The following is a 16,334-nucleotide window of genomic DNA, read 5'->3' on the forward strand; positions in this document are numbered from 1 at the left end:
CAGACACCAGAAATTTTGGCATCGACATGTGGCACACTGTTGAGTTCTCAAGTTTCGGACGCGCACCCAACCCAACCCCCACAAGGACCAGGCTCGGGACAACCCTTCTAACTTACTCTTCGCGTCTCCCCTCGTCAAATCGGCACTCAGTGCCTCAAAGACGCGGTTCGCGCGACGAAGAGCGCGTTCGATCTGGCGCTTGGTGCGGGACGCATGCATGCGTCCGCCGCTTCCGCTGGATCATGGTGTTGCCTATCGGGCGTTTCTCGCGGGGCCTTCTTCAGTCCTCCGCCGAGCGCTTCCGTCGTTGGCAACGGGGTAGACATTACGGGGCGCGCCGACCTTCAGTCAAATCACGTGGATCTCGGGCGTGTCGCGGACTTCTCTCCTGCTAGACGCACGGATCTCGGGCCCTAGCAGGTCCCGGTTCACTGCGCGGTTCGCACCAGCCCGACCGACTTCTTGCCCCTCCGGATCACGGTCCAGCCGCCCGCCAGGGAGTGATCGTCACCGATCACCAGTTCAGGGTCGTCGACGCGCACGTTGTTGACGTACGCGCCACCCTCCTGAACAGCCCGCCGCGCCGCAGAGCGCGAGTCGACGATGCCGGTCGCGACCAAGGCATCCGTGATCGACGTGCCGGTATCAAGCTCGACTCCGCCCAGCTCCTGAGCGCAGCCGGCGAGCGTCGCCTCGTCCAGCGAGCCGAGCTCTCCCCGGCCGAACAGCGCCTGCGAGGCGTCGACCGCGCCCTGCGCCGCGACCTCACCGTGCACCAGCGTGGTCACCTCCCACGCAAGGGTTCGCTGGGCTTCCCTGCGGAACGGTTCATCGGCGACCTTGCGCTCGAGCTCGGCGATCGCATCCCGACTCAGGAACGTGAAGACCTTGAGGTATCCCGTCACATCCGCATCGGCCTGGTTGAGCCAGAACTGGTAGAAGGCATACGGGCTGGTCATGGCCGGGTCCAGCCATACCGTCCCGGACTCCGTCTTGCCGAACTTGGTTCCGTCCGCCTTGGTGATGAGTGGCGTCGCCAGCGCATGGACCGAGACGCCCTCCGCCTTGCGCGTCAGCTCGGTGCCGGAGGTCAGGTTGCCCCATTGGTCCGAGCCTCCCGTCTGCAACGTGCAGCCGTAACGGCGGTACAACTCGAGGAAATCCATGCCCTGCATGACCTGGTAGCTGAACTCCGTGTAGGAGATCCCCTCATCCGAGCTGAGACGACGCGCGACCGTGTCCTTCGCGAGCATGGTGCCGAGGCGGAAGTGCCTCCCGACGTCCCGCAGCAGCTCGATCGCGGACATGTCCTTGGTCCACTCGAAGTTGTTGACCATGCGCGCCGCGTTGTCGCCGTCGAATCGCATGAACGGCTCGATCTGCCCGCGGATGCGCTCGACCCAGGCGTGCACCACGTCGACGGGGTTGAGGGTCCTCTCTCCCGCCATCTTGGGATCGCCGATCAGGCCCGTGGCACCCCCCACCAGCATGAGCGGAAGATGCCCGGCGTCCTGAAACCGCCGCACGGTGAGGATTTGCACCAGGTTGCCGATGTGCAGGCTGGGTGCCGTGGGATCGAACCCGCAGTACAGCGTCACCGGGCCGGCGTCCAGCGCCGCACGCAGCTCGTCTTCACCGGTGGTCAGGGCGATGAGCCCGCGCCAGCCGAGCTCGTCAAGGATGTGCTCAGTCATGATGGGGTCATTGTGCCAGCCGCGCCGAGCGCGGCCCGCCGATCATGAAGGGCACCAGCACCAGCGCAAGGACGCCTCCGCCGAGCGCCAGTGCCCCGTAACTCGAGTGGGCCATGACGATGCCGGACGCTCCACCGCCCGTGGCCCCCGCGATCGCGATGAGGAAGTCGACCGAACCCTGGACGCTGGCGCGCCGTTCGACGGGCGCCGAGGCCGTGACGAGCGCGGTTCCCGCGACAAGTCCGAGGCTCCACCCCAGGCCGAGCAGAGCGAGAGCGACGATGAGCAGCGGCAACGAGTCCACGGGTGCGACCGCGCTCACCACGCCGGCGGCGGCCAGGGTCGCGGCGGCTGCGACACCCACCGGCAGCGGCCCGAACCGGTCGACCAGCCATCCGGACAGGGGTGCGGGCAGGAACATGGCCGCCACGTGGACGCCGATCACGATTCCGATGGCCGAGACGTCGTGGCCGTGGCCGCGCATGTGGATCGGCGTCATGGTCATGACGGCGATCATCACGATCTGGGTCACGATCATGATCGCGGCGCCGAGGCGTACCCCGGCGGCGCCCGTCGAGCGCCCCGCCGTGGGCGCGGCCGAGCGCGTCGCGGCGTCTTCGGCATGAGCGTCGCCGAGCCCGGCTGGCGACGGCGCGGCCGCCTGCTCCGCCGCGCGGGCGCGAGCCAGCAGCAGCGGATCCGGTCGCAGCGCCACCCACAACACCACCGCGCCCAGCCCGTACGCGACGCTCGCGAGCGCGAACGGACCCGCGAGGCGCGGTATCGACAGGCCCTCGGCGACGTCACCCACCACGCCCGCGAGAGCGGGCCCTGCCACCGCGCCCACGGTCGTCGCGACCAGGACCACGGCAACCGCCCTGCCGCGACGATGCTCGGCCGCCAGGTCCGCACCGGCGTATCGCGCCTGAAGGTTGGATGCCGACCCGGCGCCGTAGACGAACAGCGAGGCGAACAGCAGCGCCGGACTCCCCACGACGGCCGCCGCCACCACCCCGGCTCCGCCGACGGCACCCGCGGCGAGCCCGGCGGCGAGGCCGTCGCGACGTCCCCGCCGCTGCGAGACGCGCCCCATCGCGGCGGCCGCCAGCGCGGAGCCCGCCGTGAACAGGAGCGCGGGCAGGCCCGCTAGTGACGTCGATCCGAGCATGTCCTGAGCCAGGAGCGCGCCCACCGTGATGCCCGCGGCGAGCCCGAAACCGGAGAGCACCTGCGCGGATGCGAGCACCAGCAGGGTGCGGCGCTGTTCGGGCGCGTCCTGCACTGCGGACTCAGCGCTCATGGGCCCAGCATGGCACCGCTGAGCGATCGTGGGTCGACGTGGGCGACGCGCCTCAGGCGGGCACAGGCGCGGTGCCATCGAGCACCACGTCCGCGGCGTCGCGGGTGCCTGCGGCCTCGAGATGCGCGGCCTCGGAGACCTGCCACCGCTCCCACTCCTCGCGCATCGCCTCGCCGTCGCGGGCGATGCCGCGCGCGATCCGGGTCTCCCACGGCGCGTCCACGTAGATGAGCATCGATGCGTGGGCCCGCGCCCGGCGCGAGGCGACGCCCACGCCTTCGACCACGAGGAACGGGCGGGGCGGCACCACGATCTTCTCGGCGCGCCTGCCCAGGTGCCAGTCCCACCGGCGGAACGTGCCTGACTCGCCGCGTGACAATGGGTCGAGCACGCCGTCGATCAGGACGCCATCGAGCGTGGCGAGGCCCGACCACCCCTCGTACATGTCATCACCATGGAGAACCTGCACGGGGCACTCCGCGCGGGAGTCGACGCCCAAGGCGCCGGCGATCGCGTCCGCCAACGTGGTCTTTCCCGACCCGGCGGGCCCGTCGACGAGCAGCAAGCGCGTGCCGCCCAGCCTGGGGATGGCTACGCGCAGAGCGGTCGCGAGCTGCTTCACCCCCGGATTTGGCACCGACCCAGGATACGGTGGAGGCATGCACCCCTCGAGCGCGAAGATCTTGGACATCCTGGCATCGCACGGCCTCCACTCCCAGGTCAGGAGCCTCGCCGATTCGACCCGCACCGCCGCCGAGGCCGCCGCCGCGCTCGGGTGCGAGGTGGGCGCCATCGCGTCAAGCCTCGTGTTCCTCGCGGACGGCTCGCCGATCCTGGTCCTCACCAGCGGCTCGCACCGCGTCGACACGGATCTCCTGGCTCGCCAGGTGGGCGTGGCCGCGATCACCCGGGCGGATGCTGCCAGGGTGCGCACCGCGACCGGTCAACCGATCGGTGGCGTCGCACCCGTGGGCCACCCCGCACCGCTGCCCACCTACATCGACGTCGAGCTGAAGAAGCACGGAGAGCTCTGGGCCGCCGCGGGCACGCCTCACTCCGTGTTCGAGATCGCCTACAACGACCTCCGCGCGATCACCGACGCCACCGAGGTCACGGTCGACGAGCACGCCTAACCGACGAGCGGCGTCACCGACATCTCACGGGTCGAGGGCGTGGTCTCCGAGTCGCGGGCGGAGCGCCACGCGGTCAGCGGCTGCTCGCCGCCGTCGGAGATCATCCATCCCGTGTGCTCGCCCGAATCCCGGGTGCCGGTGAACTTCACGACGTCGGTGGTTCCATCCCCGTCGAAGTCCCCGACCGCCATCTCGCGGTTCGACGGCGCCGCGGCGCTGTTCAGCACGTGGCGCCAGCCCTTCATGAGGCGGTCCTCGCCGCCCAACGCGAGGCGCCAGCCGCCGTCCTCGCCCTCGGCACCGGTGAACCGCAGGACGTCGGTGCTGAGGTCTCCGTCGAAGTCACCGTAGGCGAGCTCGTGGGTAGACGGCGCGGTGGCGCTGTCGAGCACCTGGCGCCAGCCCTTCATCAGCCGGTTGTCACCGCCGAAAGCCACACGCCACCCCGCATCGGCTCCCTGCTCGCCCGTGAACCGCAGCACATCGGTAGCGCTGTCGCCGTCGAAGTCCCCCAGCACCAGCTCGTCCGTGGACGGCGCTGTCGCGCTGTCCAACACCTGACGCCAGCCCGACATGCCGCGGCCCTCGCCGCCGAAGGCCACACGCCACCCCGCATCGGCTCCCTGATCGCCAGTGAACCGCAGCACGTCCGTCGATCCGTCGCCGTCGAAGTCCCCCAGCACCATCTCGTCCGTGGACGGCGCTGTCGCGCTGTCCAACACCTGACGCCAGCCCGACATGCTCCGCCCCGCGCCGCCGAAGGCCACCCGCCACCCCGCATCGGCTCCCTGCTCGCCCGTGAAGCGCAGCACATCCGTGGATCCGTCGCCGTCGAAGTCCCCCAGCACCATCTCCCGCTCCGACGGCGTGGTGATGCTGTCGGAGACCTCACGCCAGCCCGCCATCCGACCGCTCGAGGTGCCGAACGCCACCCTCCAGCCGCCGTCCTCGCCGCGCTCGCCCGTGAAGCGCAGCACGTCCGTAGATCCGTCGCCGTCGAAGTCGCCGAACTCCATCTCGCGTGCGGACGGTGCGGTGATGCTGTCGAAGACCTGACGCCAGCCGGACATCGCGGTGCCGCCGAACGAGGCCTGCCAGCCACCGTCGTCCTGGTCGCCGGAGAGTCCCGTGAAGCGCACGATGTCCGCCGCCCGGTCACCGTCGATGTCGACGTTCCACGGCCCCACGCCGTGGTGGGAGAGCGCGGCATGACCCTCGAGCCCGCAATTGCGGCTCGCGAGGGACGTTCCGTACGCGAAGGCATGGCCCTCGAAGGACGCCGCGACCTGCCGGTATCGGCCGGTGCCTACGCCCACGGCCTGCGCATAGTGAAGGTGGGGGCCCTCGGTTCCCACGTTCGAGACGTAGCCCAGGACGTCGCCCCGCGACACCGCGTGCGCCGTGCCGTCCGCGAGCGGCTTCTCGAGGTCCATGTGGGCGTAGAACGTGAACCAGCCGTTGCCGTGGTCCACCCGGATGTTGTTGGTGCGGGTGCCGTTCATCCGCTGCGCGACGCCGTCCGCGCTGGCCACCACCGGCATGCCGCGGTCGCCGGTCCTGTTGAAGTCGACGGCGTACTCGTTGCCGGTGACGTTGCCGTCCTCCCACGAGGAGTGCGCCGTGCGCGTGGCGCCACGCCAGACCTCACCGCACGCGAACGGCATCGAGAAGCGCGGCGCGTCATCGTCGCTCGCGGCATCGGCCGCGGCGGGATGGATGGCCCACAGCCCGATGGCCGCGCACGCGACCGCGATGGCGCGCATCGGCGCCCGTGTGGGATGCAGCGCGGCCGCACCTCTCGTCGGCATGTCGCGCCCCTCAGCGCGCACTCGTCCACTCATGCTCAGGACCCCCCTCAAGGCACCCGAACGATCGTGCAACTCGCTCCCCCTCGGAGCGGGTCTCGGCCCCTTGACGGGACCGACGCACAACGTCGTGTCCTGCCGAGCATAACTCCGGTCAGCTGGCGGAGGCACCCCAGGGTCGGAAATGTCTCACCCTGGCGCGCGCCTGCTTGCCCTGCTCGGCCACCTGCGACGGCGCGGTGCCGCCGGCGCCCGAACGCGCGGCGAGCGAGCCCTCGACGGTGAGCACCTCCAGCACGCCCGGCGTGAGCGCGGGATGGATCGCCTCCATCTCCTGCGGGGTGAGCTGGTGCAGGTCCTTGCCGCGCTTCTCGCACAGGCGCACGCACGCGCCGGCGACCTCGTGGGCCTCACGGAACGGGACGCCCTGCTTCACCAACCACTCGGCGATGTCCGTCGCGAGCGAGAAGCCGGCGGGCGCCAGCTCCGCGAGCCGGTCGACGCGGAACACGAGCGTCCTCACCATCCCGGTGAAGGCGGGCAGCACGGTCTCCAGGGTGTCGACCCCGTCGAACGCCGGCTCGTGCACCTCCTGGAGGTCGCGGTTGTAGGCGAGCGGCAGGCCCTTGAGCGTGGCGAGGATTCCCGTGAGGTCGCCGATGAGGCGCCCCGCCTTGCCCCGCGCGAGCTCCGCGATGTCGGGGTTCTTCTTCTGCGGCATGATGCTCGACCCCGTCGAGTACGCGTCGTCGAGGCCCACGAAGCCGAACTCGACCGTGGACCACGCGATGATCTCCTCGGAGATGCGCGACAGGTCCACGCCGATCATCGCGGCGACCCACGCGAACTCCGCGACCACGTCGCGGGAGGCGGTGGCATCGATCGAGTTTTCGGTCGGACCGGCGAAGCCCAACTCCGTGGCGACGGCAGCCGGGTCGAGCCCGAGCGTGCTGCCGGCGAGCGCTCCCGCACCGTACGGCGAGAAGGCCGCGCGCGCATCCCAGTCCGTGAGGCGCTCGACGTCGCGCAGCAGTGGCCAGGCGTGTGCCATGAGCGCGTGCCCGAGCGTCACGGGTTGGGCGTGCTGGAAGTGGGTCCGCCCCGGCATGGGGGCGTCGAGGTGCCGATCCGCCTGCCCCAGCAGCGCGTCGACCAGGTCGAGCAGCTGGGAGGCGATGAGGCGCGCGTGACGGCGCAGGTACATCCGCGGCAGCGTCGCGATCTGGTCGTTCCGGGAGCGCCCGGCACGTAGCTTGCCCCCCAGCTCGGCACCCACACGCTCGATGAGCACGCGCTCGAGCGCACCGTGGACGTCCTCGTCGGACTCGGCCGGCAGCAGGGTTCTCGCGGCCACGTCGGCACGCATGGCGCCCAGCGCGGCGACCATGCGGTCCGCCTCGGCCTCGGTGAGCAGGCCCGCGCGCTGGAGGCCGTGCGCATGAGCGATCGACCCGAGCAGGTCATCGTCCGCATACCGCCAGTCGAAGTGTGTCGACTTGGACAGGCGAGCGAGCGCCGCGTCGGGACCGCTCTCGAAACGGCCGCCCCAGAGGGCGCCCTCGTTGGTGCCGGACTCCTCGGACATGGTGACTCCCCTCTCCGTTGCGTGCCGCCGCATCGTCCCTCCAAGGGAAGTCGAAGGCGCCGGACGGCGCCAAGGCCGCGCCGTCCGTCGCGCGACGGCGACGCGGCCCCGAGCGCTATCTTCCGAGCCTAGGCCAGGCGGGCCTCGCGCGCCGCCGCCTGCTTGGCCGCCAGCCCGTAGATCTCGATGAACCCACGCGCCGCCGACTGGTCGAACGTGTCGCCCTCGTCGTAGGTGGCCAGGTTGAAGTCGTAGAGGCCCGTCTCCGAGCGACGCCCGGTGACCACCGGCTTACCGCCGTGGAGCAGCATCCGGATCTCGCCGTTGACGTACCGCTGCGTGTCCTCGATGAACGCGTCGAGCGACTTCTTGAGGGGCGAGGACCACATGCCGTCGTAGACCAGCTCGGTCCACTCCTGGCCCAAGCGCCGCTTGTACCGCGCCTGCTCGCGCTCGAGGGTGACGTTCTCGAGCTCACGGTGCGCCTCGACGAGCGCGACGGCACCCGGCGCCTCGTAGATCTCGCGGCTCTTGATGCCCACCAGGCGGTCCTCGACGATGTCGATGCGACCGATGCCCTGGGCGCCGGCGCGGCGGTTCATCTCCTCGATCGCCTGGAGCGGGGTGACGGCCTGGCCGTCGATCGCGACCGGCACGCCCCTCTCGAACGCGATGATCACCTCGTCCGGGACGGGCGGGAACGCCGGGTCGTCGGTGTAGTCGTAGACGTCCTTGGTGGGCGCGTTCCAGATGTCCTCGAGGAAGCCCGTCTCGACTGCACGGCCCCAGACGTTCTGATCGATCGAGAACGGGTTCTTCTTGGTGGTCGCGATGGGCAGCGCGTTGCGCTCGGCGTAGTCGATCGCCTTGTCGCGGGTGAGGGCGAGGTCGCGCACCGGCGCGATGCACTTGAGATCCGGGGCGAGCGACACGATGCCCACCTCGAAGCGCACCTGGTCGTTTCCCTTGCCGGTGCAGCCGTGCGCCACCGTGCCCGCGCCGAACTCCTGCGCGGCCTTCACGAGGTGCTTGACGATGACGGGCCGGGACAGGGCCGACACCAGCGGGTACTTGTCGTGGTACATCGCGTTGGCCTTGAGCGCCGGCATGCAGTACTCCTCGGCGAACTCGTCGCGGGCGTCGGCGACGTACGCCTCGACGGCGCCGCAGTCCAGGGCGCGCTGGCGGATGACCTCGAGGTCCTCACCGCCCTGACCGACGTCGACGGCGACGGCGACCACCTCGGCTCCGGTCGCCTCGGCGATCCAGCCGATGGCGACGGAGGTGTCGAGACCTCCCGAGTAGGCCAGGACGATGCGCTCTGACATGTGACTTCCTTCTTCAGATACAGGGGGACGGGGATGCGGGGACGGGGAATCAGGGGACGGCTTCAGCTGTGCAGACCGCTCGCGCGGTCGAGGAACTTGCCGGCGAGGCGGGCACCGCCCGCCGGGTCGCGCGAGACCACCAGCAGGGTGTCGTCTCCGGCGACGGTACCGACGATGTCGGGATCATCGTGACCGTCGATGCCGGTGGCCAGAAACTGGGCCGCGCCCGCCGGGGTGCGCAGCACCGCGATGTTGCCCGAGCCATCCGCGGAGTGCAGGAGCTCGGCGCACAGCCGCGTCAGCCGGGCGTCGGTGTCCTCGCTCGCCTCGAGCGAGGCCTGGGTGGTGTAGACCATCTGACCCGAGGCGGCGCGGAACTTGACCGCGCCGATGTCAAGCAGATCGCGGGACAAGGTGGCCTGCGTGACATGGATGCCCTCCGCCTCGAGCAGGTGCGCCAACTCCGCCTGGGAGCGGATCTCGAGGCCCTCGATCAGGCGCGAGACCAGCGCCTGCCGTGCCGTCTTGGTCGCGGGGATCGTGGCCGCCATCAGTGCCTCGCCAACCAGGCCAGCAGCGCCTTCTGGGCGTGCAGGCGGTACTCCGCCTCGAGCCAGACCAGGGACTGCGGACCGTCGATGACCTCGGCCGTGATCTCCTTGCCACGATAGGCCGGCAGGCAGTGCAGCACCTGGGCGCCGTCGGCGGCGATCTCGAGCGACCGCCCGTTGACCTGGTAGCCGGAGAACACCCCGGAGCGGGACTCGTACTCGCCCTCGTCGCCCATGGACACCCAGGTGTCGGTGGCGATCACGTCGACGCCGCTGACGGCGTCGTCGTGGTCGGTGGTGACCGTGATCGAGCCGCCCTGCTCCGCGGCGATCCGCTTCGCGTCCAGCACGATGCGCTCGTCCGGCAGGTAGTCTCCCGGCGCTCCCACGCGCACGTGCATGCCGGCGAGCGCGCCCCCGAGAAGATACGAGTGCGCCATGTTGTTGGCGCCGTCGCCCACGTACGCGAGGGTGAGTCCGGCGAGGGCGTCGACGCCCCCTCGAGCGTCGGCCACGGCGGCGAGGTCCGCGAGGATCTGGCACGGGTGGAACGAGTCGGTGAGGGCGTTGACCACCGGCACCGACGAGTGGGCGGCCATCTCCTCGATGAGCTCCTGGCCGAACGTGCGCCACACGATCGCGCTCACCATCCGCTCGAGCACGCGCGCCGTGTCGGCGACGGACTCGCCGCGCCCCAGCTGCGACGAGGCGGAGTCGATCACGAGCGGGTAACCGCCGAGCTCCGCGATGCCGGTCGAGAAGGACACGCGGGTGCGCGTCGACGGCTTGTCGAAGATGACGGCGACCGCGCGCGGCCCGGCGAAGGGCTGTTCGAGGTGTCGATCGCCACGGAAGGCCAGCGCCAGCTCGAGTATCTCGCGCTGCTCCGCGGCCGTGATGTCGTCGTCGCGCAGGAAGTGGCGGGTGGGTGCCGCGGCGGAGGTTCCGGTCATGACGCCTCCCTCACGATGCGAGATCCGTGGTCCGCCATCCAGGCGACGAACAGGTCCGCCTCGGGTCGGGTGAGCGTGAGTGCCGGCACCAGGCGGATGGTGTCGGGAGACGGCGGGTTCACGATGAAGCCGGCCTCGACCGCGGCGCGCGCCACGTCTGCACTCACCGCCGCGGACAGCCCGATGCCGAGCATGAGACCCTCGCCGCGCACCTCCACGACCCCGTCGATCGCTCCCAGCGCGGTACGCAGGTGCTCCCCGAGCGCCTTGGCGTGGGCGAGCAGGCCCTCCTCCTCGATGACATCGAGGGTGGCGAGCGCGGCCGCGGCGGCGAGCGGGTTTCCGCCGAACGTGGTGCCGTGGTCGCCCTTCGCGAGCAGCGCGCCCGCCCGCTCGCCGAAGGCGACCACCGCGCCGATGGGGAAACCTCCGCCCAAGCCCTTCGCGAGCGTCATGACGTCGGGTCGAATCCCGTGGAGCTGATGCGCGAACCAGGCGCCCGTGCGGGCCACGCCGGTCTGGACCTCGTCCATGATGAGCAGCGCCTCGTGCTGCAGGGTCAATTCGCGGGCCGCGGCCAGGAACGCGTGGGCGAGCGGGCGAACTCCCGACTCGCCTTGGATGGGCTCGACGATGACCGCTGCGAGGTCCTCGCCGGCCTCGGTCACGGCGGCGTGCAGGGCGTCCGTATCGTCGCGGGGCACGAACACCACGCGCTCCAGCAGCGGAGTGAACGGCGCCCGGATCGACTCCTTGCCCGTCATCGACAGCGCCCCCATCGACCTGCCGTGGAAGCCCTCGTCGAGGGCGATCACGGTGCGCTTGCCGGTCTTCCGGGCCATCTTGAACGCGGCCTCATTCGCCTCCGTACCCGAGTTCGCAAAGAAGACGCGGGATCCGGGCGGCGCCTGAGCCAGCTCGAGCAGCCGCTCGGCGAGCCGGATCTGCGGCTCGGTGGCGAAGAAGTTCGACGTGTGAGAGAGCGTCGCCGCCTGATGGGCGATCGCCGCCACCCACGCGGGGTGCGCGTGCCCGAGCGCGTTGACCGCGATGCCCCCCAACAGGTCGAGGTAGCGGTTGCCGTCTGCATCCCAGACCCAGCTGCCCTCGCCACGTGCGAGGACGCGCATCGGCTGCCCATAGGTGCCCATGAGCGAGTGCTCGTAGCGCTGGAGGTCCACGCGGCCGCGCTCGAGCCCGGCCCCGCCGTGCTCGCCCGGCGCCTCCGCGTGCTGCCCGCTCATACCCAGATCTCCTTGTCCTGGACCACCATGGTGCCGGAGCCGGCGGACGTGAATACCTCGGCGAGGATGGAGTGGGCCTCGCGCCCGTCGATCACGTGGGCCTGCGGCACCCCGCCACGGACGGCGCGCAGGCACGCCTCCATCTTGGGGCGCATGCCGGACTCCAGCGTGGGCAGCAGCTGCTCGAGGTTCGCTGCGCTGATCGAGCTGATGAGGGAGTCGCGGTCGGGCCAGTTGCCGTAGAGGCCCTCGACGTCGGTCAGGACGATCAGCTTGCGGGCCCGCAGCGCGATGGAGATCGCCGCGGCCGCGGTGTCCGCGTTGACATTGAGCACGGTGGTCGGGTCGTCCACGTCGGGGGCCACGGTGCTGACCACGGGGATGCGGCCCGCCTGGATGATGTCGGTGACGGCGCCGGGATTGACCTTGACCACGTCCCCGACCAGCCCGATGTCGACAGGCTCGCCGTCCACCATCGCGTGGCGGCGCTTCGCCTGCAGCATGCCGGCGTCCTCGCCGGAGAGCCCGACCGCGTAGGGGCCGTGGTCGTTGATGAGCCCCACGAGCTCGCGCGAGACCTGCCCGGTGAGCACCATCCGGACCACGTCCATCGCCTCGGGCGTGGTGACCCGCAGGCCGCCACGGAACTCCGACTCGATGCCCAGCTTGGACAGCATCCCGGAGATCTGGGGGCCGCCGCCGTGGACCACCACGGGGTGCAGGCCCAGCAGCCGCAGGTGAACGATGTCCTGCGCGAAGGCGCGCTTCAGGTCCTCGTCGATCATGGCGTTGCCGCCGTACTTGACCACCACGATGGCGCCGTGGAACGTCTCGATCCATGGCATGGCGTCGATGAGCACGCCCACCTTCTGGCGCGGAGTGAGGTCGGGGGTGTCGATATCTGTCATGAGGAGTACGCGCTGTTCTCGTGGACGTAGTCGTGAGTGAGGTCATTGGTCCAGACGGTCGCCGAGGAGCCACCGGCGTGCAGATCCAGGACGATGCGCACCTCGCGGCCGCTCAGGTCCACCAGATCGCGATCGTCGCCCACGCCCGAGGCGCGGCACACCTGGATGCCGTTGACGGTGACGTCGAGCGCGGTCGCGTCGTACGGCGCGATCGACTCCGGCACGGTGCCCGCGGCGGAGATGATGCGGCCCCAGTTGGGGTCGTTGCCGAAGATCGCGGCCTTGAAGAGATTGGAGCGGGTGATGGCCCGCGCCACGGCCTCCGCGGCGTCCTCGGTGGTGGCGTTCGTGACCGTCACGGCGATCTCGTGACTGGCGCCCTCGGCATCCGCCACCAGCCCTCGCGCCAGCGCGGCGCACACCTCCGTCAGGGCCTCCTCGAACTCGCCCGCGGCGGGGACGATGCCGGAGGCGCCCGAGGCGAGCAGCAGCACCGTGTCGTTGGTGGACATGCAGCCGTCGGAGTCGACGCGATCGAAGGTGCGCCGGGTCGCGGCGCGCAGGGCCGCATCGGCCCGCCCGACGGTGACCGAGGCGTCCGTGGTGATCACGCAGAGCATGGTCGCGAGGCCCGGCGCGAGCATGCCCGCGCCCTTCGCCATCCCGCCCACGCTCCAGCCGGCTCGCTGTGCGACGGCTTGCTTGGGCACGGTGTCGGTGGTCATGATGGCGTGAGCCGCATGGTCCCCGCCGTCCGCCGCCAACCCGGCCGCGGCAGCGTCGACCCCGGCGAGCAGGCGGTCCATGGGCAGCCGCACGCCGATCAGTCCCGTCGAGCACACGGCGACGTCGCCGGACGAGACCTCGCGGCCGTGCTCGGCGAGGGCGGCGGCGACGTGCTCGGCGGTGCGGTGGGTGTCGAGGAAGCCCGCGGGCCCGGTGGCGGCATTCGCCCCGCCTGAGTTGAGGATGACGGCATCGACGCGACCGTCGGACACGACCTGGCGCGACCAGGTCACGGGTGCGGCGACCACGCGGTTCGAGGTGAACACGCCGGCAGCGACCCGCTCGGGTCCCTCGTTGACCACGAGTGCGACGTCGCGGGCGCCCGTGGACTTCAGGCCCGCGGCCACGCCGGCGGCGACGAATCCCTGTGCGGCCGTGATGCTCATGGCGCGACTCCGATCGTGGTGAGCCCAGCGGTCTCCTCGAGACCCAGGGCGATGTTCATCGACTGCAGCGCCGCCCCCGCGGTGCCCTTGACCAGGTTGTCGATCGCGCACACGATGACCACCCGGCCGGCCTTGCCGTCGACGGCGACCTGCATCAGCGCCGTGTTCGCGCCGAGGGTCGCGGCCGTGCTGGGCCACTGCCCCTCGGGGAGCAGGTGGACGAAGGGTTCGTCGGCGTACGCGGCCTCCCAGGCGTCGCGCACCGCCTCGACGTGCACGCCGCGCGCGAGCGGGGCGGTCACGGTCGCGAGGATCCCCCGCGCCATGGGCACCAGCGTGGGCGTGAAGCTCAGCCGCACGCCGGACGCGCCGGCGGACTCGAGGTTCTGGATGATCTCAGGGATGTGGCGGTGCGAGCCTCCCACGCCGTACGGCTGCGCTGCGCCGAGCGCCTCCGAGGCGAGCAGATGCGTCGCGAGCTTCTTGCCCGCGCCGGAGTAGCCGTTCGCGAGCACCGCGACCACATCGGCCGCGTCGACCACGCCCGCGGCGACGCCGGGCTGAAGCGCCAGCGTCACGGCGGTGACGTTGCATCCCGGGACGGCGATGCGCTTCACCCCCGCGAGGGCGTCGCGCTGACGACCGGCGGCGGTGAGGAGCTCGGGCATGCCGTAGGGCCACGTGCCGGCATGCTCACCCCCGTAGTACTCGGCCCACGCCCGCGCGTCCGCGAGCCGGTGGTCGGCACCGCAGTCGATGACCAGGGTCTCGGGCGGCAGCTGGGCGGCGACGGCCGCCGAGGCGCCATGCGGCAGCGCGAGCACCACGACGTCGTGTCCGGCGAGCGTCTCCGGCGTGGTGTCGACGATGACGCGATCGGCCAGGTGACGCAGGTGCGGCTGATGCGCGCCCAGGGCGTCACCGGCGCTCGAGTGCGCCGTCAACGCGCCGAACTCGACGTCGGGATGGGCGGAGAACACGCGCAGCACCTCGCCGCCGACGTAGCCGGAGGCGCCGGACACGGCCACGGAGATGCTCATATGAATGACTATACACACCACTGCATAACCTAGGATCACACCACGTACCATGCTCCTTGTGAGAGCGATCCAGGTGATGAAGCCGGGCGGGCCCGAGGTGCTCGAGTCCGTCGAGCTGCCCCGCCCCGTCGCCACCCCTGGTCACGTCGTGGTGCGCGTGGAGGCCGCCGGCGTCAACTTCATCGACACCTATCAGCGCTCGGGCGCGTACCCGCTGCCGCTCCCCTTCGTTCCCGGCAAGGAGGGCGCCGGGCAGATCGTCGAGGTGGGCGAGGGCGTCGAGGACTTCGTCGAGGGCGAGGGCGTCGCATGGGCGTTCACCGCGGCCTCCTACGCCGAGTACGTGCTGGTGCCCGCCACGGATCTGTACGTGGTCCCCGAGGATGTCGAGCTGGACATGGCGGCCGCCGTGATCCTCCAGGGACTCACGGCGCACTACCTGGTCACCTCGTCGTACACGGTGCTGCCGGGTGACACGGTGCTGATTCACGCCGCCGCCGGCGGCGTGGGCCTGCTCCTGACCCAGCTCGCGGTGGCACGCGGCGCCAGCGTGATCGGCACCGTGAGCACCGAGGACAAGGCCCGGATCGCACTGCAGGCCGGCGCCACCCACGTGTTGCGCTACGACGAGATGGCGGATGTCTCCACCGAACTGCCCGTCGCGGTACGCGAACTGGTGCCCGAGGGCGTCCACGCGGCGTACGACGGCGTGGGCCGCACCACCTTCGACGGGTCTCTCGCGTCGCTGCGGCGCCGCGGCAGCATGGTGCTGTTCGGAGCGGCATCCGGGCCGGTGCCCCCGGTGGACCCGCAGCGGCTCAACCGCGCGGGCTCCGTCTTTCTGAGCCGACCGACGCTCAGCGACTTCATCGCGACGGCCGATGAGCGCGAGTGGCGCTCGAGCGACATCTTCCACGGACTCGCACTGGGAGACCTCAGCGTCCGGATCGACCACGGGTACGCGTTGGAGGAGGCGGCGCAGGCGCATCGCGCGCTCGAGGGCCGCCTCACCAGCGGCAAGCTGCTGCTCCACCCCTGAGCGGTCGATTCCGCGCCGCTTCACCTGACGGTCGTGTCCCGGACACACGTTCGTGACATCGCTTGGGCACAATGAAGCCATGCAGACCCTCCGCCTCCGCGTCATGCGGCCGGCCGACATCACGTCGGTCACGGCGCTGAATGCCGCCGCGGCGCCGGCGGTCAATCTCCTCAGCGAGGTCGAGGTGGCCGAGCTGCACGGCATGTGCGACGTGGCGCTGGTGGCGACCAACCGGGATCGCGATGTCATCGCCTTCCTGCTCAGCCTGGGCATGGGCCAGCCGTACCAGTCGGAGAACTACCGCTGGTTCGAGGCGCGCGGGGTGCGACACCAGTACATCGACCGCATCGTCGTGTCGTCGTCCGCGTCCGGCACCGGCGTGGGGCGCGCGCTGTACGAGTCCGTGTTCGAACGGGCACGGGAGCGAGGCGCCACCGAGGTCACCACCGAGGTGCAGCTTGACCCGCCCAACCCGGGTTCCGTGGTGTTCCACGAGCACCTGGGCTTCCAGCGCGTCGCGGAGCAGCACACCAGGGGCGGCACGGTGCGCGTGGCGCTGCTCGCGCGCCTCGTGACCTGAGC

General features: G+C 70.9%; 15 protein-coding genes. 3 read left to right on the forward strand and 12 right to left on the reverse strand.

Annotation, left to right across the window (positions count from 1 at the left end; genetic code table 11):
• Window positions 1-428: 428 nt before the first annotated feature.
• Genes tyrS through Q0L54_RS01385 form a run of 3 tightly spaced genes read right to left on the reverse strand, consistent with a single transcriptional unit; the run spans window position 429 to window position 3,631 of the window.
• A complete protein-coding gene (tyrS, locus tag Q0L54_RS01375; protein WP_296664821.1) occupies window positions 429-1,694 on the reverse strand; it encodes a tyrosine--tRNA ligase in 1,266 nt (421 codons plus the stop codon).
• A gap of 7 nt (window positions 1,695-1,701) precedes the next feature.
• Entirely contained in the window at window positions 1,702-2,994 is a 1,293-nt protein-coding gene (locus tag Q0L54_RS01380) for an MFS transporter (protein WP_296664823.1), read from the reverse strand.
• 52 nt (window positions 2,995-3,046) lie between these two features.
• A complete protein-coding gene (locus Q0L54_RS01385) occupies window positions 3,047-3,631 on the reverse strand; it encodes a hypothetical protein (protein WP_296664825.1) in 585 nt (194 codons plus the stop codon).
• A gap of 22 nt (window positions 3,632-3,653) precedes the next feature.
• Between Q0L54_RS01385 and Q0L54_RS01390 the strand changes: the two genes are divergently transcribed.
• On the forward strand, window positions 3,654-4,127 hold the full coding sequence (locus tag Q0L54_RS01390) for a YbaK/EbsC family protein (RefSeq protein WP_296664827.1): 474 nt from the start codon (window positions 3,654-3,656) through the stop codon (window positions 4,125-4,127).
• On the opposite strand, the gene Q0L54_RS01395 is transcribed toward Q0L54_RS01390, so the two are convergent.
• The 9 genes from Q0L54_RS01395 to argC all read right to left on the reverse strand — a co-directional run bounded on the left by Q0L54_RS01395 (window position 4,124) and on the right by argC (window position 14,713).
• Window positions 4,124-5,935 (reverse strand): FG-GAP-like repeat-containing protein, encoded by a 1,812-nt coding sequence (locus Q0L54_RS01395; protein ID WP_296664828.1) that lies wholly within the window; start codon window positions 5,933-5,935, stop codon window positions 4,124-4,126. The two genes, Q0L54_RS01390 and Q0L54_RS01395, sit on opposite strands and share 4 nt — an antisense overlap.
• Window positions 5,936-6,086: 151 nt before the next feature.
• Entirely contained in the window at window positions 6,087-7,517 is a 1,431-nt protein-coding gene (argH, locus tag Q0L54_RS01400; RefSeq protein WP_296664831.1) for an argininosuccinate lyase, read from the reverse strand.
• Window positions 7,518-7,645: 128 nt separating this feature from the next.
• Window positions 7,646-8,845, reverse strand: coding sequence for an argininosuccinate synthase (locus Q0L54_RS01405; protein ID WP_296664833.1), 1,200 nt, complete (start codon window positions 8,843-8,845; stop codon window positions 7,646-7,648).
• Between the two features lie 62 nt (window positions 8,846-8,907).
• Window positions 8,908-9,396 carry an arginine repressor gene (gene argR, locus Q0L54_RS01410; protein WP_296664834.1) on the reverse strand — a complete coding sequence of 163 codons (489 nt, stop codon included), beginning with the start codon at window positions 9,394-9,396 and terminating at the stop codon, window positions 8,908-8,910.
• On the reverse strand, window positions 9,396-10,349 hold the full coding sequence (gene argF / locus Q0L54_RS01415) for an ornithine carbamoyltransferase (protein ID WP_296664837.1): 954 nt from the start codon (window positions 10,347-10,349) through the stop codon (window positions 9,396-9,398). Before argF ends, argR begins: the two co-directional genes overlap by 1 nt.
• Window positions 10,346-11,593 carry an acetylornithine transaminase gene (locus Q0L54_RS01420; RefSeq protein ID WP_296664839.1) on the reverse strand — a complete coding sequence of 416 codons (1,248 nt, stop codon included), beginning with the start codon at window positions 11,591-11,593 and terminating at the stop codon, window positions 10,346-10,348. Before Q0L54_RS01420 ends, argF begins: the two co-directional genes overlap by 4 nt.
• Window positions 11,590-12,501, reverse strand: coding sequence for an acetylglutamate kinase (gene argB, locus Q0L54_RS01425; protein WP_296664841.1), 912 nt, complete (start codon window positions 12,499-12,501; stop codon window positions 11,590-11,592). The genes Q0L54_RS01420 and argB overlap by 4 nt, the downstream gene beginning before the upstream one ends.
• Window positions 12,498-13,673, reverse strand: coding sequence for a bifunctional glutamate N-acetyltransferase/amino-acid acetyltransferase ArgJ (argJ, locus tag Q0L54_RS01430; protein WP_296664843.1), 1,176 nt, complete (start codon window positions 13,671-13,673; stop codon window positions 12,498-12,500). The genes argB and argJ overlap by 4 nt, the downstream gene beginning before the upstream one ends.
• Window positions 13,670-14,713 (reverse strand): N-acetyl-gamma-glutamyl-phosphate reductase, encoded by a 1,044-nt coding sequence (argC, locus tag Q0L54_RS01435; RefSeq protein WP_296664845.1) that lies wholly within the window; start codon window positions 14,711-14,713, stop codon window positions 13,670-13,672. Before argC ends, argJ begins: the two co-directional genes overlap by 4 nt.
• A gap of 49 nt (window positions 14,714-14,762) precedes the next feature.
• Here argC and Q0L54_RS01440 point away from each other — a divergent pair, with 49 nt between their 5' ends.
• Window positions 14,763-15,752 carry a quinone oxidoreductase gene (locus Q0L54_RS01440; RefSeq protein ID WP_366937917.1) on the forward strand — a complete coding sequence of 330 codons (990 nt, stop codon included), beginning with the start codon at window positions 14,763-14,765 and terminating at the stop codon, window positions 15,750-15,752.
• Between the two features lie 79 nt (window positions 15,753-15,831).
• A complete protein-coding gene (locus Q0L54_RS01445; RefSeq protein ID WP_296664850.1) occupies window positions 15,832-16,332 on the forward strand; it encodes a GNAT family N-acetyltransferase in 501 nt (166 codons plus the stop codon).
• Window positions 16,333-16,334: the final 2 nt, after the last annotated feature.

It is taken from the genome of Demequina sp. (genome assembly GCF_024642165.1).
GTDB lineage: Bacteria > Actinomycetota > Actinomycetes > Actinomycetales > Demequinaceae > Demequina.